The sequence below is a fragment of the Alloacidobacterium dinghuense genome (assembly GCF_014274465.1).
Lineage (GTDB): Bacteria > Acidobacteriota > Terriglobia > Terriglobales > Acidobacteriaceae > Alloacidobacterium > Alloacidobacterium dinghuense.
Genome location: NZ_CP060394.1, coordinates 2,089,413 through 2,112,649, shown reverse-complemented (window position 1 = coordinate 2,112,649; position 23,237 = coordinate 2,089,413). Strand labels below are relative to the sequence as shown.

The following is a 23,237-nucleotide window of genomic DNA, read 5'->3' as shown; positions in this document are numbered from 1 at the left end:
AACTGAGTGTGCTAATGGCAGCACTTTGCTTGGTCTTTGTTGGTTCCACACTGCTGGCGCAGGATTCTAATCAGCAGGCGTCGAAGGAATCGGCAACGGCGCAGAACTCCAGGCCGGTGTCAGGTTTCTTAGGCGACTATTCCAATCTATCTCCAGACCCTAACAACGCCGATTTGCTCCTGTACGAGAAAAGCAAAGATGCCCTAAAGGATTACTCCAAGTTCCTGATCGACCCAGTGACGCTCTACTTACTTCCTGAGGCTTCGCAGCGTGGACTTGATCCCGATGATCTGGAGCGCTTGGCTCAGAGGTTTCATGACATCATTGTTGACGAACTCACGAAAGCCGGTTACCAAGTAGTTTCATCTCCTGGACCGGGTGTTTTAGACATACGCCTGGCCATCACAAATGTGGAGCCCAGCGGTGCCAAGAAAAATGCAGCTGTAAAGGCAGGGGCGACGGCGGCTTCTGTCGCCGTCGCGCCCGGCGCCGGTTTGGCACTTCCCAGGTTTAGTGTCGGCAAGGCTTCTATTGAAGGAGAAATGCTCGACTCGGTTTCTGGCGAGCGTCTGGGAGCGTTCGTAACCAACAAGAGTGGCCGAAGGTGGTTCGCCGGCCTCCAGGGCTACAAGACATGGGGAGACGTTGAGGCCGCATTTCGCACTTGGGCAAAGAACTTTGCTAAGCGTGTAGATCAAGCGCATCGAGCATAGGCTCGAATTGAGCGAATCAGAGCCGTGGGGCCGCTGAGAATCACGCCTCAGGGTGCTCGTCGAATTGTCTAATCGACGCATTCTGGGCGGTTGACCGGCAATACGGAAATTATGTTGTTGTGCCTGAAAAGTCCGGGTTGTCGGTAACTTCACGCCCAGATTAAATTGACCCACTGTTCGGGCCTGAACGATCCGTCAATGCGGAACGGGCGTGATTACTTAGCGTCGTCGATCCAGTAAGCGCTGCGGGCCTTCACTTCTAAATGCGGTTCATCTCCTTTGAGTTCTACGTGCAGGGTGTGCATGCCGGGCGTGGGCGGTTGCGGACGGAAGCTGAGCAGATAGAAGTTTGGCACGTCATTGCTGACGGCGGCGAGCCCGTTTTGCAGATCCTTGGCGTTTTTGAAGTGGGCGAACTCGCCGCCAGTGAGCTGGGCAATGGATTCGGCGGTGTTTGTCCGCAGCGCGTTGCGGGCGGCGACGAAGGCCATGGTGGCAAGTCGTACAGGCGGAGCAAGCTGGCTGATGCAGTCGAGGACCTGCTTGCTGTAGTGGCCTTCATATTCGGCATCGGCTCCATCGCGGTTGAAGCAGCCGTGAGTGGGGCCGGGATTATATTGATTGAATTTGGACGCCTCGTGATGGACAGCGGCGTGCGTGCTGGAGAAGGCGAAGGTGTACATGGTGGTGTTGGTATTGCTGATGAGTCGAAGCGCTTCTTCCAGAGTAGTGTCGCTGTCCTGATCTAGGGTTTCGCTGAAGAGAAGAATGGCGTGACGGTAGTTTGCCGGTTGTTGGCGCAGCTGGTTGACGGCGAAGGCTACCCCGTCGAGTATGGCGGCGCCGTTGTCTCCGGGCTGAAGGTTGTTGAGCTGTTTTGCAGCTAGCGTTGTATTTGGCGTGAACGCCTGCAGGATATGCGGTCTACTGTCGAAGCTGACGACGGCGACGAGATGATCAACGTTGCCGACGATGGCATCGATGAGAGCGCCGAGTCCCTGATAGTCATTGATGTGTGCGGTACCGGCTCCTCCGGTCTGGACGACGATGGCGAGAGCGAGCGGCTGTGATCCGGTATCGTCGTCAAGGGTGATGGTTTGGGGGATGCCGTTATCGGTGACGAGGAAGTTATCGGGGGTAAGCTCGTAGACGTTCTTGCCGGATTTTGTTTTGACCTGCACGGGCACCTGTACGAGCGTGGAGCTCACGGTGAGGGTGGTCGTCCCCTGGGGCTGCTGCGCGAGGGCAGGCGTAAGGCCAGGCAAAACCAGCAAGAGGGTGAGGGCGATGCGGGTCATTTCGGAGTCATTGTAAACGCCTGAGTGTTTCTCTGGTTGAGTCTGTGCCTTTCCCACCCTATCGCAAACTACGCGATAGGATGGGGCACCCATTTTCGTGCTGATGCGGAGAAGAAGCAGATCCTTCGCTCTTAGCTCGGGATGACAGCGCAGAGAATGGGTTTACTGTTCCGGCCAGGTTTTGCCGCTGGACCATGTCTTGTCGCCTGAGGTACAGACGGTTTCGAGGGTGCAATCGGCACATTTTGGTTTGCGGGCGATGCAGATCTGGCGGCCGTGGTGGATGATCTCGTGCGAGTAAGCGATCCAGTGATCCTGCGGAATGATCTTCACCAGGTCCTGCTCGACATTTTTCGGTTCGGTGGCCTTGGTGAGATGCAGGCGGCGGGAGATGCGCAGGACGTGCGTGTCGACGACGATGCCTTCGGCGAGGCCGTAGGCTACTCCAAGGACGACGTTGGCGGTTTTGCGGGCTGCTCCGGGGACGGTGGTGAGTTCGGCGAGTGTGCGCGGGACTTTGCCGTCGAAGTCGTTGGTGATCTTTTTGGCTGCGCCGAGGATCGATTTTGCCTTGTTGCGGTAGAAGCCGGTGGAGCGGATGAGTTCTTCGAGCACTGGTTGTGAGGCTTCGGTCATGGCCTTCGGTGTGGGGAACTGGCGGAAGAGCTCGGGCGTGACCATGTTGACGCGCACGTCGGTGCATTGCGCGGATAGGATGGTCGCGACGAGCAACTCCCAGGCGTTGCGGTGATGGAGTGCGCACTCGGCGTTGGGGTAGGTGGCGGCGAGGCGCTTGAGGATTTCGGCTACGCGTTCGGGGGCGAGATCACGCTTGGGGTTGAAGGTGTCTTTGGGTTTTGCGATGGACTTTGGCGGCTTTGCCAGAGCTGCATTCAAGTTGGACTTTTTCGCGGGTGTTTTGGGGGTTGCTTTCTTCGCAGTCATAGGGTCTAGATTGTTTTACCGCAAAGTGTATCGGGAATGCCAAGAAGCCGGAGCCATGCGTATTTTCGGGCAATTACTATGCGAAGCCGGGGATTTTCATGACGCTGCGCTTTTAGATGGAATGAGCGAAGTGAGCAGATCGAGCGTCAGGCACATGGCGGTATCTCGATTGACTTGATAGAAAGAGAACGTGCTGAATAAAGACCAGCAGAAGAAAGAAAGTGCACCCGGACAAAGCAGCGGAGACGGCGGGACTGTTTCTGCCAGGTCAGGCTTCCGTCGAAAGCTGATCAGCGCTTTCATCCTGTTTCATCTGATTGCTATCACTCTTTGGGCTATTCCTTATGACCTGCCTTCCATCGTGGAAGGCAGAGAGATCATCGCGCCTTATATGCGATGGACAGGCCTTTTCCAGCGATGGGATATGTTTGCGCCCAAGCCAATCCTAAAAAACCGGTACCTCAAAGCTGTTGTCATTACGACGCATCACCATATCTATATCTGGAGCTATCCGCGGATGGATCAGCTTGGCTTTGGAGAGCGATATCGTAAGGAGCGATATCGAAAACTTGCCGAGAACTTAACCGAGGATGAGAATCCGCTGTTGCTGGCAGATGTAGTGAACCACATCGCACGTTTCTATAACGATCCTAACGACCCGCCAGAAAAGGTAATTCTGCTGAAGTATGAGACCACGATGAGGCCGTGGTTAGATGATGGAAATGAGCCAGAGCCGAAGCCGGAGGTGCTCTATGAAGATTACATCGATCCGGCGGACCTTCAATGATTCTCGAAAAGATAGCCAGATGGTGGGATTGCTTCTTCTTTAAGCCGGAATCTCCGATTTGCATTGCCGCGTTTCGCATTCTGTATGGCATTTGCGTTGCGGCGACGATCATCCTGTTGCATTCGGATTGGCTGGAGTGGTTTGGCACACATGCCTGGGTTTCCGAGTCAACGATGCATAAGGTGGAACCAGGCATACGGCTGAATCTGTTTGGGCTCTTGCCGCAAAGCGATCGCTGGATCTCTTACTTTTTCTGGCTCGCGCTGCTGTTTTCAGTACTGCTGACGATTGGGTTGTGGACTCGGGTGAGCAGCGTGGCTGTATTTCTTTGCGTCAATTCACTTCAGCAGAGAGCGCTTTTCATGACTCACGGCGGTGATAAGTTTCTGCGTGTTGCCGGGTTCTTTCTTATGTTTGCGCCGGCTGGGGCAGTGCTTTCCGTGGATCATTGGATCCGTTTCCGCAACAGAAAGACCGAGGAAAGGCAGTTGCGGGCGCCCTGGGCGCAACGCATGATCCAATTTGAGCTGGCGTTGCTTTACTTCACTTCGTTCTTGTGGAAGCTGAAGGGAGCGGCGTGGCTCGATGGAACTGCACTCTATTATGTCTTCCACCTCCGCGACATTCAGCGGTTCCCACTGCCCGGCTGGGTTACGAGTATCGCCGTACTGAAAATCGGGAGCAGGCTGACCCTCGCTCTCGAATTTTCACTCGGCACTTTGATCTGGCTCAGGCGCTTTCGATACCCGGTGCTGTTATTGGGATTGTGCTTTCACCTGTTTCTGGAATACGCATTCAACTTACCAATGTTTGAGTGGGATGTGTTGTCAGCCTATGTTCTGTTCATCGATCCCGATGATTTGAACCGGGTTGTGCGTTGGGTGTCAGGGCGGTCAAATACGTGAGGCCGCTTAGTCTGGCTCGCTATAAATGCCGATTTCTGCGATGTGTGGGGAGTCGGCGCTGCATTCAAATGCAAGGCGGACTTTGCGAGCGGTGACCGGCGAGATGCGTTGGATGGTTGTCGGGGCGGGCACGCCGCCTTCGGCTATCGTTAACCAGTTTGCGCCGTCCCAGCGCTCGAATTTGTAGTTCTTGATGCGGCTTTGCTGGTAGTTGTCTGATCGTCCGACCGGTTCGACAAGGGCTACGACGTTGAAACGCTCATCTTTTGTCAGGTCGATTTCTACCCAGCCTGAAGTCTGGCCTTCATCGGGATACCAGGTGGAGGCGAAGTTGCCGTCGTTGGCTTCGTCGGGGCCGACAGTGTCGGGATAAGAGCTGGCGTGCGTGGGCTTGCCGGTGGCGAGATTTGGCGTTGTGATGACTACGTGCTCGCTGAGCTTTTCTGTCGGGCCTGGGTTCGTCCATGCTTTGCCGATCTCTTCGAGGCGGCTGACGACGTTAGGGGCGAGGCGGCCTTCACGCGTTGGCGGCGCGTTAAGGATGAGGTTGCAGTGGCGGCGGTTAAGCGGCACGAGCCATTCGTCGACTACGGTTGCGGTTGGTTTGAGAGGGCCGTTTATGTCGCTTTGCTTCCAGAACCAGCCCGGGGTGATGGTCACGCACGAGAGCGCGGGCACGTCGCTCCGCTGTGGCACCTTTTGTCCGGCGTTTTGTTCGAAGGCTTTGATGTCTGAGTAGTAGAGGCCGCCTGCCGGATACTGGCTGGCGTTCAGGTCGCAGATGAGACAGTTGGGCTGCAGGCTCTTAATGTGCTCGTAGATTTCGCGGAAGGGAACTTCCTGGTAGGTGATGCGACTCCACGGAGCGTCCCAGCCGTCGGTGATGAGGATGTCGATCTGTCCGTAATTGGAGAAGAGTTCGGTGAGCTGGTCTTTGATGAGCTGCACCTTTGCGGGCGTGACGTTGAAGTGGCGGATGTCGTCGCGCAGCGAAAGGATCGAGTAATAGAGGCCGACGCGCAGGCCGGCCTTGCGGAAGGAGTCGACGTAGGCGCGGACGACGTCGGTCTGGTGCGATGTCTGGCGGACGCTTGCGGCTTTGGTCTTTGTCGGCCAGATGCAGAAGCCGTCGTGGTGGCGCGTGGTGAGGCAGCCCCATGTCATTTTGGCGGAACGCGCGGCGGCGGCCCACTGGTCGGTGTCGAGCCCCGTGGGGTGGAAGAGTTCGGGCGACGAGGTGGGATCTCCCCATTCGCGGTCCTGGAAGGTCGCCATATTGAAGTGCAGGAACATGCCGAAGCGCAGGTCGACGAACTGCTGTTGTAAGTCGAGGAGGGGTTTTCCGCGGCGGATGCTGCGAGGTGGGTTCTCTGCGGCACTGGCGACGTTGTGGCCCGGCAGCATGGCCAGGGCTGTGGTTTCTGCGGCGAGGCGGAAAAAGTCTCTTCTTGTCGTCATAAGGTGAGAAGCGTAAGGCAAGGTTCAACCTCAGGCCTCTTTTATTTATAAATAAAATCTTTCACTTGAGAAACGGCACCTGTGCGTTGAAGCTGTTGTGCGTGGGATGGATCAGGCCTTAATCGCCGGACGAGTCATCACATGGAGACTTCGCTACCGGTTGTGTGACCGGGAGCGCGGGAACCTTGATTCGTGGATTCGCAAAATCGAGGACGCTGGCCAGGTTTCCGATGTCGGTGGAAGCATCTCGCGCGGTGAGGGGCTGCAGATTCCAGCGCCATTCGATTAGCTTCAGCGCAGATGTGTGGTCGAAGACCGTGCTGTTTATTTGAGGCGATAGCGATGAGCCCACGCTGAAAGGAGAGACCACCACCGTTGGCACACGAAAGCCTAGAAGAGCGCGGCCATCGATAAGGTCCGTATCGGTCGTGTTCGGCGCGACCACTCTGGGCGGCGGCACATGATCAAAGAAACCGCCCCACTCATCAAAAGTCACGATCAGAACTGAGTTGGGCCAGCAGGGGCTATTCACCAACGCGTGATACATCTGAGACAGGAACGCATCCCCGTTTCGAATATCATCGAATGGATGATCATCCATGAATCCGATCGTCGGAGAGTAGGGTGCATCGACAAATGACACCGCAGGCAACTGACCCGCAGCAGCGTCATGCAGATAATCCTCGTAGCTACGAGATACGTCCACGTATTTCCGCCCCCAGATCAACTCTAAGAACTGCGAGTAGCAGAAACCGCTGACCCCAGCCCCTGAGAGCCTGGTCCAAATGGTCTCCAGCTGACATAAGTCTGGAGTGTCACTGATCCGATCTGTCTGCGCTGCGTGCAGAAAGATACGATTCGGAGTTGTAGGGCCCAGGAATGAACAGAAGTATCGGTCCAGCGTCGTATATTGACGCGCCATCGCGCCGAGGAAGGTCAAATCCTCTTCCTGGTAATAGCCGATCGAAAACGTGTCACTAGCGGAACGCAGAAAACCATCCATCTTTCCCGCGTCGTATTGGATCCTTCCACCCTGATAGGAATGATCGGGCTGAATGTGCCCGCAACCGGTGAAGTCGCCTGCCAGGTGATATGTATGGTGGACGACCCCAGCTTGGTCCACGTAGCTCAGCCCGGCTTGTTTCCCGTCCGCGTTTGGCAGCCAACCCAGAAAGTGATCGAAGCTGCGGTTTTCCATCATGACGACCACGACATGCTCGATCCCGGAGTCTTCCGGTAACGGCAGATCTGCGGCCAACGGCGCCCGGAGGGAACTGCAGGAGGAAAGAAAGGTGGCGGCGGTGGCGCCAAGAGCGGAGCGAAGGAATTCCCTTCGTTGAATCTTCAAGCACTCTCCAACGCGAGCAGGCTTGGTGACGCTCGTGGCCATTACTCGATCAGACTACTCGTCGGGAGTTACTCGGGCCACCTTAGAAGTGAATGGGGCAGTAAAAGACTTTGAAGTGATGATAATCGCAGACGTTAGCAACTTTTTACGAAACGAACTCTCAAGAAGAACTTGGAAACGCGCAATGCATTTACGGCGAGATTCTCGGTGCACTTCTGGCGATCGGTTTAACGCAACGGAACAGCCGTCAATCGCCAGACGAGTCATCACATGGAGACTTCGCTACCGGAAGTTTGACCGGGAGCGAAGGAACCTTGATTCGTGGATTCGCAAAATCGAGGACGCTGGCCAGGTTTCCGATGTCGGTGGAAGCATCACGCGCGGTGAGGGGCTGCAGATTCCAGCGCCACTCGATGAACTTCAGCACAGATGTATGGTCGAAGACTGTACTGTTTATTCGAGGCGATAGCGATGATCCTGCGCTGAATGGAGACACAATCACGGTGGGCACACGCAAGCCTAAAAGAGCGCGACCGTCGATGAGATCTGTGTCTATTGTGTTCGGCGCGGCAACTCTCGGCGGCGGTACGTGATCAAAGAATCCACCCCACTCGTCGAAGGTCACGATCAGAACCGAGTTGGGCCAGCAGGGGCTATTCACCAGAGCGTGATAGGTCTGCGACAGGAAAGCGTCTCCATTGCGAATGTCTGCGAATGGATGGTCATCGACTGCTCCCATCTGCGGGGAGTAGGGCGCATCGACGAATGACACGGCGGGTAGCTGGCTGGCGGCAGCGTCATTCAGATAATCCTCGTAGCTGTAGATATAGTCTGAATATTCCGAACCCCAGAGATTTAACACCTGAGAGTAGCAGCGACCGCTCACCTTAGCGTCGGAGATGCGGTCCCAGATCGTCTCCAGCTCGCATACGCCTGCAGTGTTTCCGATCCTGTCGGTCTGCGCGGCGTGCAGGAAGATGCGATTGGGAGCGGTGGGACCCATGAAGGCGCAGAAATATCGATCGAGCGTGGTGTATTGGCGCGCCATTGCGCCGAAGAAGATCAAATCCTGTTCCTGGTAGTAGCCGATCGAAAAGGTGTCGTTGCCGGAACGCAGAAAGCCATCCATCTTGCCTGCGTTGTATTGGATCCTTCCGCCCTGATAGGAATGATCGGGCTGGATGTGGCCGCAACCGGTGAAATCGCCTGTCAGAGGGTGTGTGTATTGCGTAGCGTCGGTCTGGTCCACATAGCTCAGTCCGGCCTGCTTTCCGTCTGCGTTTGGCAGCCAGCCGAGAAAGTGATCGAAGCTGCGATTCTCCATCATGACAACGATGATGTGCTCGATGCCGGAACTTTCCGGGGATGGCAGAGTCGCGCCGGCGGGTGAACGGAGGGTACTGCTACAGGATGACAAAACGGAGGCGGCAGCCGCACCAAGGGCAGAGCGAAGGAAATCCCTTCGTTGAATCTTCAAGTAATCTCCAAGGCAAGCAGGTGTTGTGACTCTAAGTGGTCACCGCTCAGACTGCTTGTCGGGAGTTACCGGGGGCCCTTGGAACTTGCGGTTAGCGAAAACGTTCGAGGTGGGATAATCGCAACTTTAGCAACTGATTGAAATTCATTTTATGAGATGAACAACGATGGAGCAAAGTATTTTTCCTCGAGAGCGCTGTTGCTCAAAAGGGGATCGGTCCTGGTGAGATCTTCGGCCTTTTGGGGTATACGCCGACCGCAATTTTTTCGTATGCATTGTTAACCATCGATCCTTAGCCGCGTTATATCGGATGAACGCCGCAAATCACGCACAGGAGCTTGAAATTGCATATGGAAGACATTTTGGTACCGGGAAGCTTATTTTTCATGATTGGGTGGATTGTTTGGGTTCTTTTTTCATCGATCCGCCGCTACAAGATCGCCAAGTTTCAAGCGGACGTGCAATCACGGCTTCTGCAGAGACTAGATACGAGCCAGAGCCTGCTGGCATACGTGGAAACGCCTGCGGGAAAGCAATTTATCGAAGGGCTGAGCACGGAACGAGTGACGCCATACGAACGTATCCTCAGTGGCACGCAGGCCGCGATCATTATCACGGCTTTTGGTGTGGCGCTGCTGGTGCTGCGGGCCAAGCTTCCGTATTCCGATGAGGCTTTTACGATTTTCGGAACTCTCGGGATCGCGCTCGGAGTAGGTTTCGGCGTGGCTGCAGTGGCGTCGTATTTCCTGTCGCGGTCCTTTGGCCTCTTTGATCGCGGGCCGCGCGCGTAGTGAGTTGAAAGTTAGCGGATGACATTGGCGGAATCCATCACAAACTACGCTGGAAGCGCGAGGGAAGTATCGGCGCAGGACGAAGCTGCGTTTCAGCTGATCTATGACGCGACGGCCCGGCCGCTCTGGGCATATTTGCTGCGCGTTTCGGGACGGTCGGATGTTGCCGATGACCTGCTGCAGGAGACGTACTGCCGGTTTCTGGGACGAAAGAATGGCAGAAGCGAACTGGCCATGAGCGAGTTGGATATGCGCAGATACCTATTCCGCATCGCGACGAATTTGTTGCGTGATCGCTGGCGCAAGCATGAGAGCGATCAGGAAAATGATATGAAGCAGGAACTCGCCGTTGATGCCGATCCGGCGGCGAAAATGGATGTGGAACGTATGTTGCGGACGCTGAAACCCCGTGCGCGACAATTGCTGTGGTTGGCCTATGTGGAGGGCTTGAGCCATGCGGAGATTGCCGAAGTGACCGGACTGAGCGTGCTCAGTATTCGGCTGCTGCTTTTTCGCGCACGGCGGAGTGCCGCCGGGCTGCTGCAATCGAATGGCAGGGGAATGAGATGAATGCGATGCGATGCCAATATGAAACGGAAGTGATTCGGGCCCAGCAGACAGGCGAGTATTCAGAGAGATTGATGGCACACCAGAAAAACTGTGCTGACTGCCGCGAGGCAGCAATGCTGGCACAGGCTCTGCAGCAGGACGCAAGCGAATTGGCGACCCGATACATGCCTCCATCGGCAGAGCGGGTGTGGGCGGCGGCGGAGCGGCATCGCCAGATGGCTGCGCTGGCTCGGGCGACGCGGTTCCTTCATATATTGAGAATTGCCGGCTTAGTTTATGCCGTGATCTTTGCTTTGTGGGGACTGCATGTGCTGGCTGCGCGCGGGATAGTCGCGCCGTGGCTCGATGGCAAATCGCTGAATGTGGTGATGGAGGGTGCAGGGTTGGCTGTGCTCTTTGTCGGCAGTGGGCTATGGTATACGCTGCGCGGCGAGAGGCGTCAAGCCAGCTGAGTCTATTCCTTGCGCTGCCGAACTAGCCGGATTGCGTCTTCGGGGCAGGCGACTACGCATAGATTGCAGGCGTGGCACGCTTCAGCGCGGATGGTAAAGGCTTGCCATTTCCCAATGAGCTGGTGCGCTTTGCGTGGCGCGACGGGGAGCATGGCGAGATCGAGCGCGGTGATGCGCTGCATGGCGAAGACCTTGAAGGGGCAGACGGCGACGCAATCCTGCTCACCGTCGCAGCGATTGCGGTCGATGACGGGGAGAACGGTGCCGTCTTCCGGGAGGCACTCGCTGGGGAGTCTCGCCATATTTGGTGAGATGCGGGCAGGTATACTCAACGAGGATGACCGAAAAGATACTGGCCGTTCTCGCCTCCTTCATCATTGCTGTGATTTCCGCTTCCGGGTATGCCGGGATTGCCCTTTTGATGGCCATTGAGTCGGCGTGCATTCCGCTGCCGTCGGAGATCATCATGCCGTTTTCCGGCTACCTGGTACACACCGGGCAGTTGAAGCTCTTCTGGGTGGCGACGGCGGGTGCTATCGGCTGCAATCTGGGGTCGGTGGTGGCTTACTGGATTGGGGCGATTGGCGGGCGACCGTTCATCATGAAATACGGGCGCTTTGTGCTGTTGAACCATCATGATCTGGACAGGGCGGAGCACTTTTTCTCGCGCTATGGCGGGATTACGGTCTTCATCGGACGGCTGCTGCCGGTGGTTCGTACGTTTATTGCACTTCCAGCTGGAATTGCGCGCATGCCGCAGTTGCAGTTTCACCTCTACACCTTTGTCGGGTCGTGGCCGTGGTGCTATGTGCTCGCCTATGTGGGCATGAAGCTGGGGCAGGCTTGGGAGACGGATCCGCGATTCAAAGCGGCGTTCCATCGCTTTCATCTGGCGGTGGAAATAGTGCTGGTGATTGGGATTGCGTGGTTTGTGTGGACGCATTGGAGGAACCGCGTGCGCCCTGAAGCAGCGTGAACTGAATTGTTCCGTGGTGGCTGATTCTAATCGATTCCACAAAATTTCCATTCGCACCATGCAAACTACCATTCAGCTCTGCTGGATTTGCCAAAGCATGCTCTGAGGGCAGAGACTACATAGTTTGATACAGCTCAGAATTTTTATTGATAGAAGGACGGTTTAAGCAAGGAATGTCTATGCCTAAAGACAGCGGGAAGAACGCCGCTGCGGAATCGCCTGCTGTTGCTGAATCGAAGATCCAGCCAGCTAAAGGCAAGCTTGGAGTGATGACGGTCGGCATGGGGTCGGTGGCTACGACGCTGATTGCCGGGGTCGAAGCGGTGCGCAAGGGGCTCGCAAAGCCGATTGGATCGCTGACGCAGATGGGGACGATTCGGCTGGGCAAGCGGACGGATGCGCGAACGCCGCTGATCAAGGATTTTGTGCCGCTGGCTGATTTGCATGACGTGGTGTTTACCGGATGGGAGATCTTTCCGGAGAACATGTACGAGGCGGCGGAGCATGCGGCAGTGCTCGACCGCGATCATCTGAAGAGCATCAAGCCCTTTCTTGAAGCGATCAAGCCAATGCCGGCAGTCTTCGATCAGCACTATGTGAAGCGGCTGAACGGCACGCACGTGAAGCAGGGCAAGAGCAAGTGCGATCTGGCGCAGCAGTTGCGGTCGGATATTCAGGCGTTCAAGTCGCAGGTGGATCGCGTGGTCGTGCTCTGGGCCGGATCTACGGAGATTTTTCTCGAGCCTTCGGCAGTGCACCAGTCGATTGAGGCCTTTGAGAAGGGACTCGTCGATAACGATCCGAATATCGCGCCTTCGCAGATTTATGCCTATGCCGCGCTGAAGGAAGGGGTTCCGTTTGCGAATGGCGCGCCGAATTTGACCGTCGATCTGCCTTGCATGCAGGAGCTTTCGAAGCTGACGGGTGCTCCGATCTGCGGGAAGGACTTCAAGACAGGACAGACGTTCATGAAGACTGTTCTGGCGCCGGCATTCAAGGCGCGCATGCTGGGGGTTGCGGGGTGGTACTCGACGAACATCCTCGGCAACCGCGATGGCGAGGTACTGGACGATCCGGAGTCGTTCAAGACGAAGGAGGAGTCGAAGCTGGGAGTGCTGGACTTTATCTTGCAGCCGGAGCTTTATCCTGATCTATATAAGGATATTTATCACAAGGTTCGCATTAACTATTACCCGCCGCGCGGTGATAACAAAGAGGGTTGGGATAACATCGATATCTTCGGATGGCTCGGCTATCCGATGCAGATCAAGGTTGATTTTCTCTGCCGCGACTCGATTCTGGCGGCTCCCATTGCGCTTGATCTGGTGCTGTTCTTAGACCTCGCGCAGCGCTCTTCGGAACTGAAGCACCTGGGTATTCAGGAGTGGCTGAGCTTCTACTTCAAGTCGCCGATGACGGCGGAGGGGCTCTATCCGGAGCACGATCTGTTTATTCAGTCGATGAAGCTGAAGAATACGCTGCGGCACATTATGGGTGAGGATTTGATTACGCACCTTGGGCTGGAGTATTACGACTGAGGTTGTACTGATTGGAAACTAGCGGCGGGCTCTTTTCGAGCGTGCCGCTTTTCACTTTCTGAATCGGTTTGCGCAGCGATATTCTTAAAGAGTCAAGGAGGGCCTGCATGGCGACATCGACGCGAGTACCGGTTGAGGTGTATCTCAAGTCCTCCTATGAGCCGGACGCTGAGTACGTGGACGGGGAGATCGAGGAGCGTCCGATGGGCGAGCGAGACCATGCTGCGTGGCAGGCGGCGATCCAGAGGTGGTTTTTCAAACACGAAGAAGAATGGAATATCAGCGTTTTTCCAGAACTCCGCGTTCAAACGACGCCGACGCGATTCCGTGTTCCAGATGTAGCCATTCTTGATGCTTCTGCTCCAGTCGAGCAGATCACGACGCAAGCTCCTGTGGCAGTCTTTGAAGTGTTATCGCCTGAGGATACTGTCAAGCGGCTGAAACATAAGCTTGAAGATTATGCGGCGATGGGTATTCCGCAGATCTGGGTCGTTGATCCGGAGGATGGCAGCTTTTCGCGTTATGAGGATAAGCAGCTAATTCGGCGTGAGCGTTTTGATGAACCTGGACGCGGGATATCGTTTGCCGTGAGCGAGATTGCGAAGTTACTTCGCAAATAAGAGAAAAAAGTAGGTTCTCCCCCTTCGTTCCTCAGGGTCCGGATGACAGCGTGTACGGCCCGCACCAATTTCGTCACTCGTTTTCCTCATTTCATCTAAGTTTTGCGCTTTTGCTTCTCCTGAAGCGATCAGTGCTGTGGAACTAAAATAGTCATATCCCCATGGCTGAATTTACCCATCTGCATCTGCATACCGACTATTCGCTCCTGGACGGGGCTTGCGACGTGGACAAACTGGTGAATCGCGTGGCCGATATCGGCCAGCAGGCGGTTGCCATTACTGACCACGGCAATATTTACGGGGCGGTACATTTTTTCGATGCGGCGAAGAAGCGCGGCGTGAAGCCGATTCTGGGCTGCGAGCTTTATATCTGCAAGAAGGACGATCACCGCGCCGATCCGCAGGGCGATGACTATAACCATCTGCTGGTGCTGGCGGAGAGCGAAGAGGGCTACCGCAATCTGGTGCGGATTACCTCCGAGGCTTCGCTGTATGGGTTTTATCGCAAGCCGCGCGTGAGCAAGAAGTATCTGGCGGAGCACTCGGAGGGGTTGATTGGGTTCTCGGGCTGTCTGGCAGGCGAGCTGTGCGAAAACCTGATGGCGGGGAAGTACGAAGCGGCCCGCGCGACGGCGGGACAGTATCAGGAGATCTTCGGCAAGGGCAATTTCTTTCTCGAGATTCAGGATCAGGGGCTGGAGCTTGAGAAGAAGATTCATGCCGACCTGTTTCGACTGGAGAAGGAACTAGACATACCGCTGGTGGCGACGAATGACAGCCACTATCTCTGCGAGGACGACTCGCATGCGCATGAAGTTCTGCTGTGCGTGCAGACGGCGTCGTCGATTCACGATCCCAAGCGCTTCAAGTTTGATTCCGATCAGTTTTATGTAAAGACAGCGGCGGAGATGGACAAGCTCTTCTCGCATGCTCCGGAAGTCGTGAGCCGCACGATGCAGTTTGCTGAGCGCTGCAGTCTGAAGCTCAACAAGGTCGATAATCCGTTTCCGGAATTTGCTGTGCCGCCCGGGCACACCATCGACAGCTATTTTGAACAGATTTGCCGCGAAGGCTTCAGGAAGAGGCTGGACACTGCTGTACGGCATTTGCAGGACCGCGGGCTGCTGCGGCAGCCTATTTCGGAATACGAAGCACGGCTGGAGCGGGAGATTTCGATCATCAAGCAGATGAAGTTTCCCGGCTATTTCTTGATCGTGTGGGACTTCATTCGCTATGCGCGCGAGCAGGGTATTCCGGTAGGGCCGGGGCGTGGATCTGCGGCAGGATCGCTCGTCAGCTACGTGATGGAGATTACCGATATCGATCCGCTGCAGAATGCGTTGCTCTTCGAGCGCTTCCTGAACCCGGAGCGTATCTCGATGCCGGATATCGATATCGATTTCGACATGAACCGGCGCGGCGAGGTGATTGAGTACGTCACGCGCAAGTACGGGCGCGAGCAGGTTGCGCAGATCATCACGTTTAACACGATGGCGGCGAAGGCGGCGATCAAGGACGTGGGCCGCGCGCTGGATATGCCGTATGGCGACGTGGACCGCATCGCGAAGCTGGTGCCGACGACGATTGGCGTGACAATTGAAGACGCGCTCAAGGATTCGCCGGGGTTGCAGGAGGCTTACGACTCGAACACGCAGATTCGCGAGCTGATCGATACGGCGAAGAAGCTCGAAGGGCTGGTGCGCGGAGCGGGGGTACACGCGGCAGGCGTGGTGATTGCGCCTCGTCCGCTGACGGATCTAGTTCCTGTATCGCGCAGCAAGAACGACGAAATTGTGACCGCCTATGACATGAAGGCGGTGGAGAAGATGGGTCTGCTCAAGATGGATTTCCTTGGGCTGACGACGTTGACGGTCATCGACGATTGCCTGAAGCTGATCAAGCGCAATCGGGATGAAGTCGTGGACATGGCGACGATTCCGTTGGACGACCAGACGACGTATGAAAAGGTCTTTCATCGCGCGCTGACTTCAGGCGTCTTCCAGTTTGAATCGGGTGGTATGCGCGATGTGCTGCGGCGCTACAAGCCGACGACCGTGGAAGACCTGACGGCTTTGAATGCGTTGTATCGACCGGGGCCGATTCAGGGTGGCATGATCGATGACTTTATCGAGCGCAAGTGGGGTCGCAGAAAAGTGGAATACGATCTGCCTCCGATGGAGACGATTCTTAAGGAGACGCTGGGCGTCATCGTCTACCAGGAACAGGTAATGCAGATTGCCAATGCAGTTGCAGGCTACTCGCTGGGCGAAGCGGATCTGCTGCGGCGCGCGATGGGCAAGAAGAATCTTGAGGAGATGACGAAGCAGCGCGAGCGATTTGTAACGGGCGCCGCAGCGAATAAGTTTCCGAAAGATACGGTCACCAGGGTCTTTGACCTGATGGAGCAGTTTGCAGGATACGGCTTCAACAAGTCGCACTCAGCGGCGTATGCGCTACTCGCGTATCACACGGCGTACCTGAAGACGCATTACCCGGTGGAATTTATGGCGGCATTGCTGACGTCGGAAATCTCGAAGCCGGAGAACGTGGTCAAGTACATCAAGGAATGCCGCGAGATGGAGATTCCGGTCGAGCCGCCGGACGTCATCTTCAGTGACGCGGATTTTACGCCGCATGGCAAGGCGATCCGCTTTGGATTGACGGCGATCAAGAATGTCGGGCGCAACGCGATTGATTCGATTCTCGCAGCGCGGAATGAACTGGCAGAGAAAGGAAAGACCTTCGCCTCGTTCTGGGAGTTCTGCGAGAAAGTCGACCTGCGATTGATGAACAAGCGCGTGATTGAATCGTTGATCAAGGCCGGGGCGCTGGATTCGTTCGGGCGGCGTGTCGCGTTGATGGCCTCGGTGGACAAGGCGATTGAGCGGGCGCAGAAGACGCAGCGGGATCTCGAAGCGGGTCAGCATGGGTTGTTCGGGATTTTCGACGATCATCCCGCGACTGCGGCGAAGGCGGATGAATTGCCCAATCTTGCAGACTGGGATGAGCATCAGCGCTTGCAGTTTGAGAAGGAAGTGCTTGGGTTCTTTGTTTCGGGCCATCCGCTGGACAAGTATGCGGAGAAGCTGCGGAATCTGCCGGGCGTAATGGATACGGCGACAGCCCTTGAAGCCAAGCCTTCGCCGAGCAATGGGCGGCGTGGGCAGCCCATGGAGCCGGACACGGCGATTGCGGGCGTGATTGTCGGGTTGAAGGTGGCGAAGTCGAAGCGGTCGGGCGAGTTGTATGCGCAGGCATCGCTCGAAGATGCTATGGGCAAGATCGATCTGATCTGTTTCCCGAAGGACTATGAGCGGCTGAAAGAAACGCTAAAGATCGAGGTTCCCGTACTCGTGCGCGGGCTGTTGCGCGCGGAGGAGGATGCTGCGCCGAAGCTGGCGGTGTCGTCGATTCAGGCGCTTGAGGATGTGAAGGTGCGACTGCCGCAGAATATTCGGATTCGCGTGCCCCTGGAGCGGGCGAGCGAGGCGACGCTGATTGAGCTGCGGCAGATGATTACTGCTTCACCGGGACCGGGAAAGTTGATGCTCAATCTGGAGCAGAGGGGCGAGTTCTGCGTGATGATGGAGCCTGTCGGCGTTACGGTTGGGGCGGATCGGGCGTTCATGGATCGCGCTGAGGAGTTGCTGGGGCGCGGCATGGTGCAGGCTGTCGATTAGAGAACCGACGATGGGTCTGAAAACCATTCTGAGGGATCGGGTTAATCGAGGAGGCTGCTGCGTTGCCACGATCTATGTCCTCGTTGTTGTAGTCGTTTTTGCATATACCGCCATCACTACAAAGCCGGACAATGTTGGCTTAGACTGGATTCCTTTTGTCCTGCTATCGACGCCTTGGTATCAGACAAATCCGCGATTGCTTTTTCCGGGTTTAGTTGTAAATGCGGGTCTTATGTACCTGCTAGGCGCATTGCTGGATACACTCTGGCGGCGGATCGTTGGAGAGTGAGCAGACCGTTCTGTTTGTGTCGAATCCATTCCACCCATACAATCGAAAAGTAAGACTTGCAGCGTCTATGACTGAGCAGGCAGGCAGTGTTGAGCAGATTCAGGCGGTGGCTGAGCCCTCGCCTGCGGCGTGGGTTAAAACGGAGCTGGCACGGCATCCGCAGCGTCCGTATCCGATGGACTATATCGAAAGCATATTCACTGACTTCAGCGAGATCCACGGCGACCGCGGCTTTGGCGATGATGCGGCGATGTCGTGCGGGATGGCGCGTTTCCGTGGCGAAGAGGTCATGGTCATCGGCAACCTCAAAGGGCGCACCGTGAAGGACCGCATCCATCGTAAGTTTGGATCGCCTGATCCCGAGGGCTATCGCAAGGCACTTCGAGCGATGAAGATTGCCGAGAAGTGGTCGCGCCCGGTCTTTACATTTATCGATCTCGCGGGGGCAAATCCGGGAATTGGCGCGGAAGAGCGCGGGCAGGCCGAGGCGATTGCGCGGAACCTGTTTGAGATGTCGCGGCTGCGAGTTCCGGTGATTGCGACGATTACGGGCGAGGGTGGCTCTGGCGGTGCACTGGCGCTGGCGGTGGCGGATCGCGTGCTGATTCTGGAGAACGCGATCTACTCCGTGATCTCGCCGGAAGGCTGCGCTTCGATCATGTGGCGTGATGCGAGCAAGCGCGCGCATGCGGCGGAAGCGCTGAAGATTACGGCGCAGGATGTTAAGGCGCTGGGCTGTGTCGATGACATCGTTTCTGAGCCTCGGGACGGAGCGCAGGCGGACGCAGAACAGGCTGCACAATTGTTGGCGGAGAAACTGAGCTGGCACTTTAACGAGGTGAAGGCTCTGTCAGTTGAAGAGATGCTGGCGCGCCGCTATGAGAAGTTCCGCAACATCGCGCAGTTTTATACGTCATAATGGCGGTTTCCATCAATTTGCTATCCCGGCAGAATGCTAACGGAGTATCCCAATGAAGGCTGCGGGACGTCTCCGTTCGTTCAGCTGGTTCGCCATAGCTGCCTTTTACTTTGTTTTCGCGCAGCAGATTTCTCTGCGCGCGGCTAATGGCCTCAGCTCCGGGGATTCGTTTCTCCTGGTGCAGAGCATCATTCTGCTCTTTCTGCTGCTGGTCGGTTATGCAGCGATGGGATACGCCGGGCAGAGCCAGCGCGAACCGCTAAAAACGATGGGCCTCGCGCGGCGCGAGGGCTGGAAGCGTGAGTTTGCGCTCGGTGCTGCACTGGGATGGGGCGGTGTTGTGGCCTGTGTGCTGCCGATGGCGCTCATCGGGAGTCTGGTGATCCGGTTCTGGACGAACGGACACCAGTTTTTTGTCTTCCTGATGAGCCTGCTGACGTTGGCTGTCGCGGCGCTCGCCGAGGAGGTTGCATTCCGCGGGTATGCGTTTCAGCGGTTGATTGATGCGATCGGGCCGACGCTGGCGACGCTCGGGATGTCAGTCCTCTTTGCCGTGATGCATTTGACAAATACGAATGCCAGCGCGGCCAGCACCCTGGTTACGATTCTTGCGGGCTGGATGTTTTCGATTGCGTATCTGCGCACACGGGCTCTGTGGCTGCCCTGGGGATTGCACTTTGCCTGGAATGCAAGCATGGGTCTGCTGTTCGGGCTGCCGGTGAGCGGGTTGACTGTTTTCAATCCGGTGATTACGACGAATGCCCTGGGGCCACTATGGCTGACCGGAGGTCGATACGGTCCTGAAGGCAGCGCCATTGCCGTGTTCGTGCTGCCTGTGCTCACGATAATCCTGGTGAAAGTCACGCGCGACTATGCCCATCGCTATGCCCAGCCTGTGATCGTGCCGGGTGGTATTCCGGTTGATCTGGACGCCGTCGCTCGGCGGCAACATGAGGCGGCTATGGGGATACAGTCGCCATCGGAACCGCAACTGGTCCAGATTTTGCCGGCGTTCGGCTCCTCAAATGGAACCATGACTCAAATCGCAGAAACAAAAGCAGATGGTGAGCCTGCGCCGGAAGTTCCGAAAGAGGATTCCGGAATTGCTTCATAGTGTTCCGTTTTCTCCCATTTCAAAACAATCTATGCACGGTTCGGCACGCCGGGACTTGCAAATGCCGCTAAATAGGGCCATCCTATAGACCGTAAGATTTAGAGGGCCTCACGATGCAGGGGTTCGCAACTCATGGCACGAAGAGTCGGCGCCTGTTGCGAGAAGCAGCAGGGAATATGCTGCGAATTACGGCTGGCGCGGCTGCGCTGGTTTTGTTGTTGTCTGTCACGGCGACATCTCAGGTAATGACTGTTACCCCGGAAGGCGTGGGCGGGCACTATCTCGAGTTTCACCCTACCAACATTCCTCTTCCCACCGATCCTTTGACTGAACGCGGCAAGCAGGAACTCATTCGTTTCCTGACTGCCGAGCAGGGATTTGCCATGCGGCCTCTTCCGCTTGGCAGCAAGGGATTGACCCTGCATGCGAACGGGGATATGCAGCCGAGCGGCTCCGATTATATGAATGCGCTCAACGAGAAGGGCACCTCCGCCAAAGCGGGCGATCGCTGCGTGATCTCAGACGTAAAGATCAAAGACGACAAGATCATCCTGCAATTGAATGGCGGCCCTGACCACAAGCACAAATGGCTGCGGCACGTGTCTATCGGCATGGACCCGGTGAACACGAATCCGGTGGTTAAGGACGACGGACAGGAGCCGGTCGGCTCGCGCCTCACGCTCGTCTTTCCGCATGCTGTTCCGGAAGTCTCCGGCAAAACGGTCGAAGCGCTGCTCGCTCCGCTGCTTGGATTCGGCTTGAAGTCGCCTGTCGTAGCCTACACGGATACGCTGCCGCCAAAGCTAAAGCAGGCGATTCTCGACCACGAGGTGCTTGTGGGAATGAGCACCGAAATGGTGGTCTACGCGATGGGGCAGCCGCAGCAGAAGGTACGCGAGCGCGAGGGGCAGATGCCGTTTGAAGAATGGATCTACGGTGAAGCGCCGAAGCCGGTGGAGTTTGTGCGTATTAACGGCAATCGCGTCATTCGCGTTGAAGTAGCTGAGGTGGGCAAGCCTCCGGTAATTCGCGCAGATAACGAAATGGGTGATTACTGGAGCGCCAATCCCGCGGCTGCGACTGCTCAGAATGTACGCACGGTCAAGATGGGCGATTCGGACCCTGCAGATGAGGCGAAGCAGAATGCGCCGAAAGCTCCGCCGAGCCTGCGGCTGCCGGGTGAAACGCTGCCCACGGACGATGATAAGAATCACCCTGTGATGGGGCCGGTGCAGTTCCCGACTGGAACTGGGACGGACTCAGGTTCGACTCAGACGAAGCAGCAGCCGTCTACTCCGCCGCAATCTTCGCCACAGGGAACGCCGAGCGGAAGCACTCCTCCGCAGCAATATGTAGCGGCAGGCTCTGCGCCCCCGAGATAGACCTGACGCGAGACTTCGCGGCTTAGAATTTACGTGTCGGACCATGTATCCTGAATATATGGTCGATTACGAAATCACTCCCTCACAACTTTCTTCGCTCATCTCTTCGCCAGAGCGGGAGCAGGTTGTGCTGCTGGACGTTCGCGAACCAGCGGAATATGCTGTGGCCCGCATCGATGGCAGTATCCTGATGCCGATGGGCGATGTGCCCGGACGCGCGAATCAGGAACTCGATCCTGAAACGCGCATTGTCGCGATTTGCCACCATGGCGTGCGCTCAATGAATGTAGCCGTATGGCTGAGGAACCAGGGCTTTGAACAGGCTCAGTCACTGCGTGGGGGCATCGATGCCTGGTCCGCGCTTGTTGATCCTACTGTTGCGCGGTATTAGCGAAGCGATTTTTCTCAGGACACATGCCTAGTAGACGACTCAATCTCTTTCTGCACTGGATTCCGGCGATGATCGGCATCGTGGTCATTCTTATTGAATCGACGGCCACGATGTCAGCGGAGAACACAAGCCGTTGGTTGTTGCCCCTGTGGGTCAAGCTCTTTGGTCCGATTACACCGGAGCACTGGGCCGAGGTTCATCACTATATTCGTAAGACTGGGCATTTCGTCGGCTACGGTCTGGTGAGCCTGGGCTTTTTCGAAGGTTGGCGCGCTACGTTTTCAGAAAGGCTGCGACAGCACGGAGCGATCTTTGCCCTGGTGGCTCCGCTGGCACTCGTTTCGACGCTCGCGCTGGCGGGATGGGATGAATGGCACCAGTCGTTTCTGCCGGGACGCACGAGCAAACTCTCCGATGTTGGCCTCGATTTTTCCGGCGCGGTTGTGGCTCATGTCATTTTGCTGCTCGTGCTCGTCATTGTGTGGCGCCTGCGCGCTCGCTCAAAGCCCTCTACGCGTCGTGCTCGTCCGGTTTCGTCTCAGGTGTGATGCTGATCTGGAGGCGCTCCACGCCGCGGAGAATTTCGAGAGTTAGCGTTTGGCCTGCACACTCTGCCGTGAGTAGACGGTGCAGAGCATCGATTCCCGCAACCGGTTGCCCTTCAAGAGCAGTGATGATGTCGCCTTCGCGCAGAGCCGCGTGACTGGACGGGCTTCCATCCTGTACCGAGACGACCAGGATGCCGGTTGGCTCTTTGAGCTGATATTCGTAGGCGAGGCGACGAGGCAGCGGGACATTCTGGCCTGCGATTCCGATCCAAGAGCGGCGGACGCGGCCGTATTGCAAAAGCTGGGACGCGACGAACTTTGCCGTGTCGATACCAATGGCGAAACAGAGTCCTTGCGCGGAGACGATCGTTGCGGTGTTGATGCCGATGACCTCGCCGCGCGAGTTGACCAGCGGACCGCCGGAGTTGCCCGGATTGAGCGCTGCGTCGGTCTGAATGACTTCTTCCATCATGCGTCCGGTGCTCGACCGCATGCTGCGGCCAAGGGCGCTGATTACGCCTGCGGTGACGGTGAATTGGAATCCAAATGGATTGCCGACCGCAATTGCCAGTTGACCAACGCGCAGCGTGCGCGAACTGCCGAGCGTGGCTGGTTGAAGAATGGGAGCATCCGTGCGCAGGACGGCGGTGTCGGTGTCGGCGTCTTCACCGACGAGAGTTGCAAATGCCTGCTGGCCATCATTAAAGGTGAGCTGAAAACGCGAGCCGCCGTGCACGACGTGGCTGTTGGTCAGGACCAGCCCATCGGGTGTAAAGACAAAGCCTGAACCCGAACCTCCTCGGCGCGAAGACGAAGATTTTACGTCGATCTTTACGACGGAGGAACTGACCCGATCGACAGCGCGCGTGACGGCAGTGGAATAGGCATCGAGCAGCGGAGTGTCGTCGAGCGGAGCGGGCTCGTTGGGAATTGAGTCGCTGGGAAGCGTGTCGGCAAGAAAACTAAAACGGGGTTCCATGTTGCACCTGTGGGTGACTGATGCAACATGGACCGCTAAAGATTCAGATACGCTACG

The 23,237-nt window shown here is 56.6% G+C and carries 22 protein-coding genes; 15 read left to right on the top strand and 7 right to left on the bottom strand.

Annotated elements, in window-relative coordinates:
* Window positions 1-14: 14 nt before the first annotated feature.
* Entirely contained in the window at window positions 15-713 is a 699-nt protein-coding gene (locus tag H7849_RS08560) for a DUF3313 domain-containing protein (RefSeq protein ID WP_186745704.1), read from the top strand.
* A gap of 215 nt (window positions 714-928) precedes the next feature.
* On the opposite strand, the gene H7849_RS08555 is transcribed toward H7849_RS08560, so the two are convergent.
* Complete coding sequence (locus tag H7849_RS08555) at window positions 929-2,011, bottom strand: VWA domain-containing protein (protein ID WP_186745702.1); 1,083 nt, start codon at window positions 2,009-2,011, stop codon at window positions 929-931.
* A 162-nt stretch (window positions 2,012-2,173) separates the two neighbouring features.
* Entirely contained in the window at window positions 2,174-2,956 is a 783-nt protein-coding gene (gene nth / locus H7849_RS08550; protein WP_186745700.1) for an endonuclease III, read from the bottom strand.
* 190 nt (window positions 2,957-3,146) lie between these two features.
* On the opposite strand from nth, the gene H7849_RS08545 reads away from it, so the two are divergent.
* Window positions 3,147-3,743: a hypothetical protein gene (locus H7849_RS08545; RefSeq protein ID WP_186745699.1), complete on the top strand. Its 597-nt coding sequence runs from the start codon at window positions 3,147-3,149 to the stop codon at window positions 3,741-3,743.
* Window positions 3,740-4,648 (top strand): HTTM domain-containing protein, encoded by a 909-nt coding sequence (locus H7849_RS08540; RefSeq protein ID WP_186745697.1) that lies wholly within the window; start codon window positions 3,740-3,742, stop codon window positions 4,646-4,648. Before H7849_RS08545 ends, H7849_RS08540 begins: the two co-directional genes overlap by 4 nt.
* 6 nt (window positions 4,649-4,654) lie before the next feature.
* Here H7849_RS08540 and H7849_RS08535 read toward each other — a convergent pair whose 3' ends face one another.
* The 3 genes from H7849_RS08535 to H7849_RS08525 form a co-directional block, all read right to left on the bottom strand.
* The gene (locus H7849_RS08535; protein ID WP_186745695.1) at window positions 4,655-6,106 is read right to left on the bottom strand and encodes an alpha-L-fucosidase; all 1,452 of its coding nucleotides are present in this window, start codon (window positions 6,104-6,106) and stop codon (window positions 4,655-4,657) included.
* 118 nt (window positions 6,107-6,224) lie between these two features.
* Window positions 6,225-7,454: an alkaline phosphatase family protein gene (locus H7849_RS08530; protein WP_186745693.1), complete on the bottom strand. Its 1,230-nt coding sequence runs from the start codon at window positions 7,452-7,454 to the stop codon at window positions 6,225-6,227.
* A gap of 247 nt (window positions 7,455-7,701) precedes the next feature.
* Entirely contained in the window at window positions 7,702-8,931 is a 1,230-nt protein-coding gene (locus H7849_RS08525; RefSeq protein ID WP_186745691.1) for an alkaline phosphatase family protein, read from the bottom strand.
* Window positions 8,932-9,281: 350 nt separating this feature from the next.
* On the opposite strand from H7849_RS08525, the gene H7849_RS08520 reads away from it, so the two are divergent.
* The 3 genes from H7849_RS08520 (at window position 9,282) to H7849_RS08510 (ending at window position 10,744) form a co-directional block, all read left to right on the top strand.
* Window positions 9,282-9,722 (top strand): hypothetical protein, encoded by a 441-nt coding sequence (locus tag H7849_RS08520; protein WP_186745689.1) that lies wholly within the window; start codon window positions 9,282-9,284, stop codon window positions 9,720-9,722.
* An 18-nt stretch (window positions 9,723-9,740) separates the two neighbouring features.
* The gene (locus tag H7849_RS08515) at window positions 9,741-10,292 is read left to right on the top strand and encodes an RNA polymerase sigma factor (protein WP_186745687.1); all 552 of its coding nucleotides are present in this window, start codon (window positions 9,741-9,743) and stop codon (window positions 10,290-10,292) included.
* A 71-nt stretch (window positions 10,293-10,363) separates the two neighbouring features.
* Window positions 10,364-10,744: a hypothetical protein gene (locus H7849_RS08510; protein ID WP_186745685.1), complete on the top strand. Its 381-nt coding sequence runs from the start codon at window positions 10,364-10,366 to the stop codon at window positions 10,742-10,744.
* 2 nt (window positions 10,745-10,746) lie between these two features.
* On the opposite strand, the gene H7849_RS08505 is transcribed toward H7849_RS08510, so the two are convergent.
* Complete coding sequence (locus H7849_RS08505) at window positions 10,747-11,046, bottom strand: 4Fe-4S dicluster domain-containing protein (protein WP_186745683.1); 300 nt, start codon at window positions 11,044-11,046, stop codon at window positions 10,747-10,749.
* Window positions 11,047-11,081: 35 nt separating this feature from the next.
* Between H7849_RS08505 and H7849_RS08500 the strand changes: the two genes are divergently transcribed.
* The 9 genes from H7849_RS08500 to H7849_RS08460 all read left to right on the top strand — a co-directional run bounded on the left by H7849_RS08500 (window position 11,082) and on the right by H7849_RS08460 (window position 22,201).
* The gene (locus H7849_RS08500; protein ID WP_186745682.1) at window positions 11,082-11,720 is read left to right on the top strand and encodes a DedA family protein; all 639 of its coding nucleotides are present in this window, start codon (window positions 11,082-11,084) and stop codon (window positions 11,718-11,720) included.
* A 179-nt stretch (window positions 11,721-11,899) separates the two neighbouring features.
* On the top strand, window positions 11,900-13,258 hold the full coding sequence (locus H7849_RS08495; protein ID WP_251106700.1) for an inositol-3-phosphate synthase: 1,359 nt from the start codon (window positions 11,900-11,902) through the stop codon (window positions 13,256-13,258).
* Window positions 13,259-13,365: 107 nt separating this feature from the next.
* On the top strand, window positions 13,366-13,878 hold the full coding sequence (locus H7849_RS08490; protein WP_186745678.1) for a Uma2 family endonuclease: 513 nt from the start codon (window positions 13,366-13,368) through the stop codon (window positions 13,876-13,878).
* 161 nt (window positions 13,879-14,039) lie between these two features.
* Complete coding sequence (gene dnaE, locus H7849_RS08485; RefSeq protein WP_186745676.1) at window positions 14,040-17,558, top strand: DNA polymerase III subunit alpha; 3,519 nt, start codon at window positions 14,040-14,042, stop codon at window positions 17,556-17,558.
* A gap of 356 nt (window positions 17,559-17,914) precedes the next feature.
* Window positions 17,915-18,766: an acetyl-CoA carboxylase carboxyltransferase subunit alpha gene (locus H7849_RS08480; RefSeq protein WP_186745674.1), complete on the top strand. Its 852-nt coding sequence runs from the start codon at window positions 17,915-17,917 to the stop codon at window positions 18,764-18,766.
* A gap of 52 nt (window positions 18,767-18,818) precedes the next feature.
* Window positions 18,819-19,880, top strand: a complete 1,062-nt coding sequence (locus tag H7849_RS08475; protein ID WP_186745672.1) for a CPBP family intramembrane glutamic endopeptidase — start codon at window positions 18,819-18,821, stop codon at window positions 19,878-19,880.
* 176 nt (window positions 19,881-20,056) lie between these two features.
* Window positions 20,057-21,262 (top strand): hypothetical protein, encoded by a 1,206-nt coding sequence (locus H7849_RS08470; RefSeq protein WP_186745670.1) that lies wholly within the window; start codon window positions 20,057-20,059, stop codon window positions 21,260-21,262.
* Window positions 21,263-21,305: 43 nt separating this feature from the next.
* The gene (locus tag H7849_RS08465) at window positions 21,306-21,653 is read left to right on the top strand and encodes a rhodanese-like domain-containing protein (RefSeq protein ID WP_251106699.1); all 348 of its coding nucleotides are present in this window, start codon (window positions 21,306-21,308) and stop codon (window positions 21,651-21,653) included.
* A 23-nt stretch (window positions 21,654-21,676) separates the two neighbouring features.
* The gene (locus H7849_RS08460) at window positions 21,677-22,201 is read left to right on the top strand and encodes a VanZ family protein (RefSeq protein ID WP_186745668.1); all 525 of its coding nucleotides are present in this window, start codon (window positions 21,677-21,679) and stop codon (window positions 22,199-22,201) included.
* Here H7849_RS08460 and H7849_RS08455 read toward each other — a convergent pair.
* Entirely contained in the window at window positions 22,164-23,180 is a 1,017-nt protein-coding gene (locus tag H7849_RS08455; RefSeq protein WP_186745666.1) for a S1C family serine protease, read from the bottom strand. The genes H7849_RS08460 and H7849_RS08455 overlap by 38 nt on opposite strands.
* Window positions 23,181-23,237 lie beyond the last annotated feature (57 nt).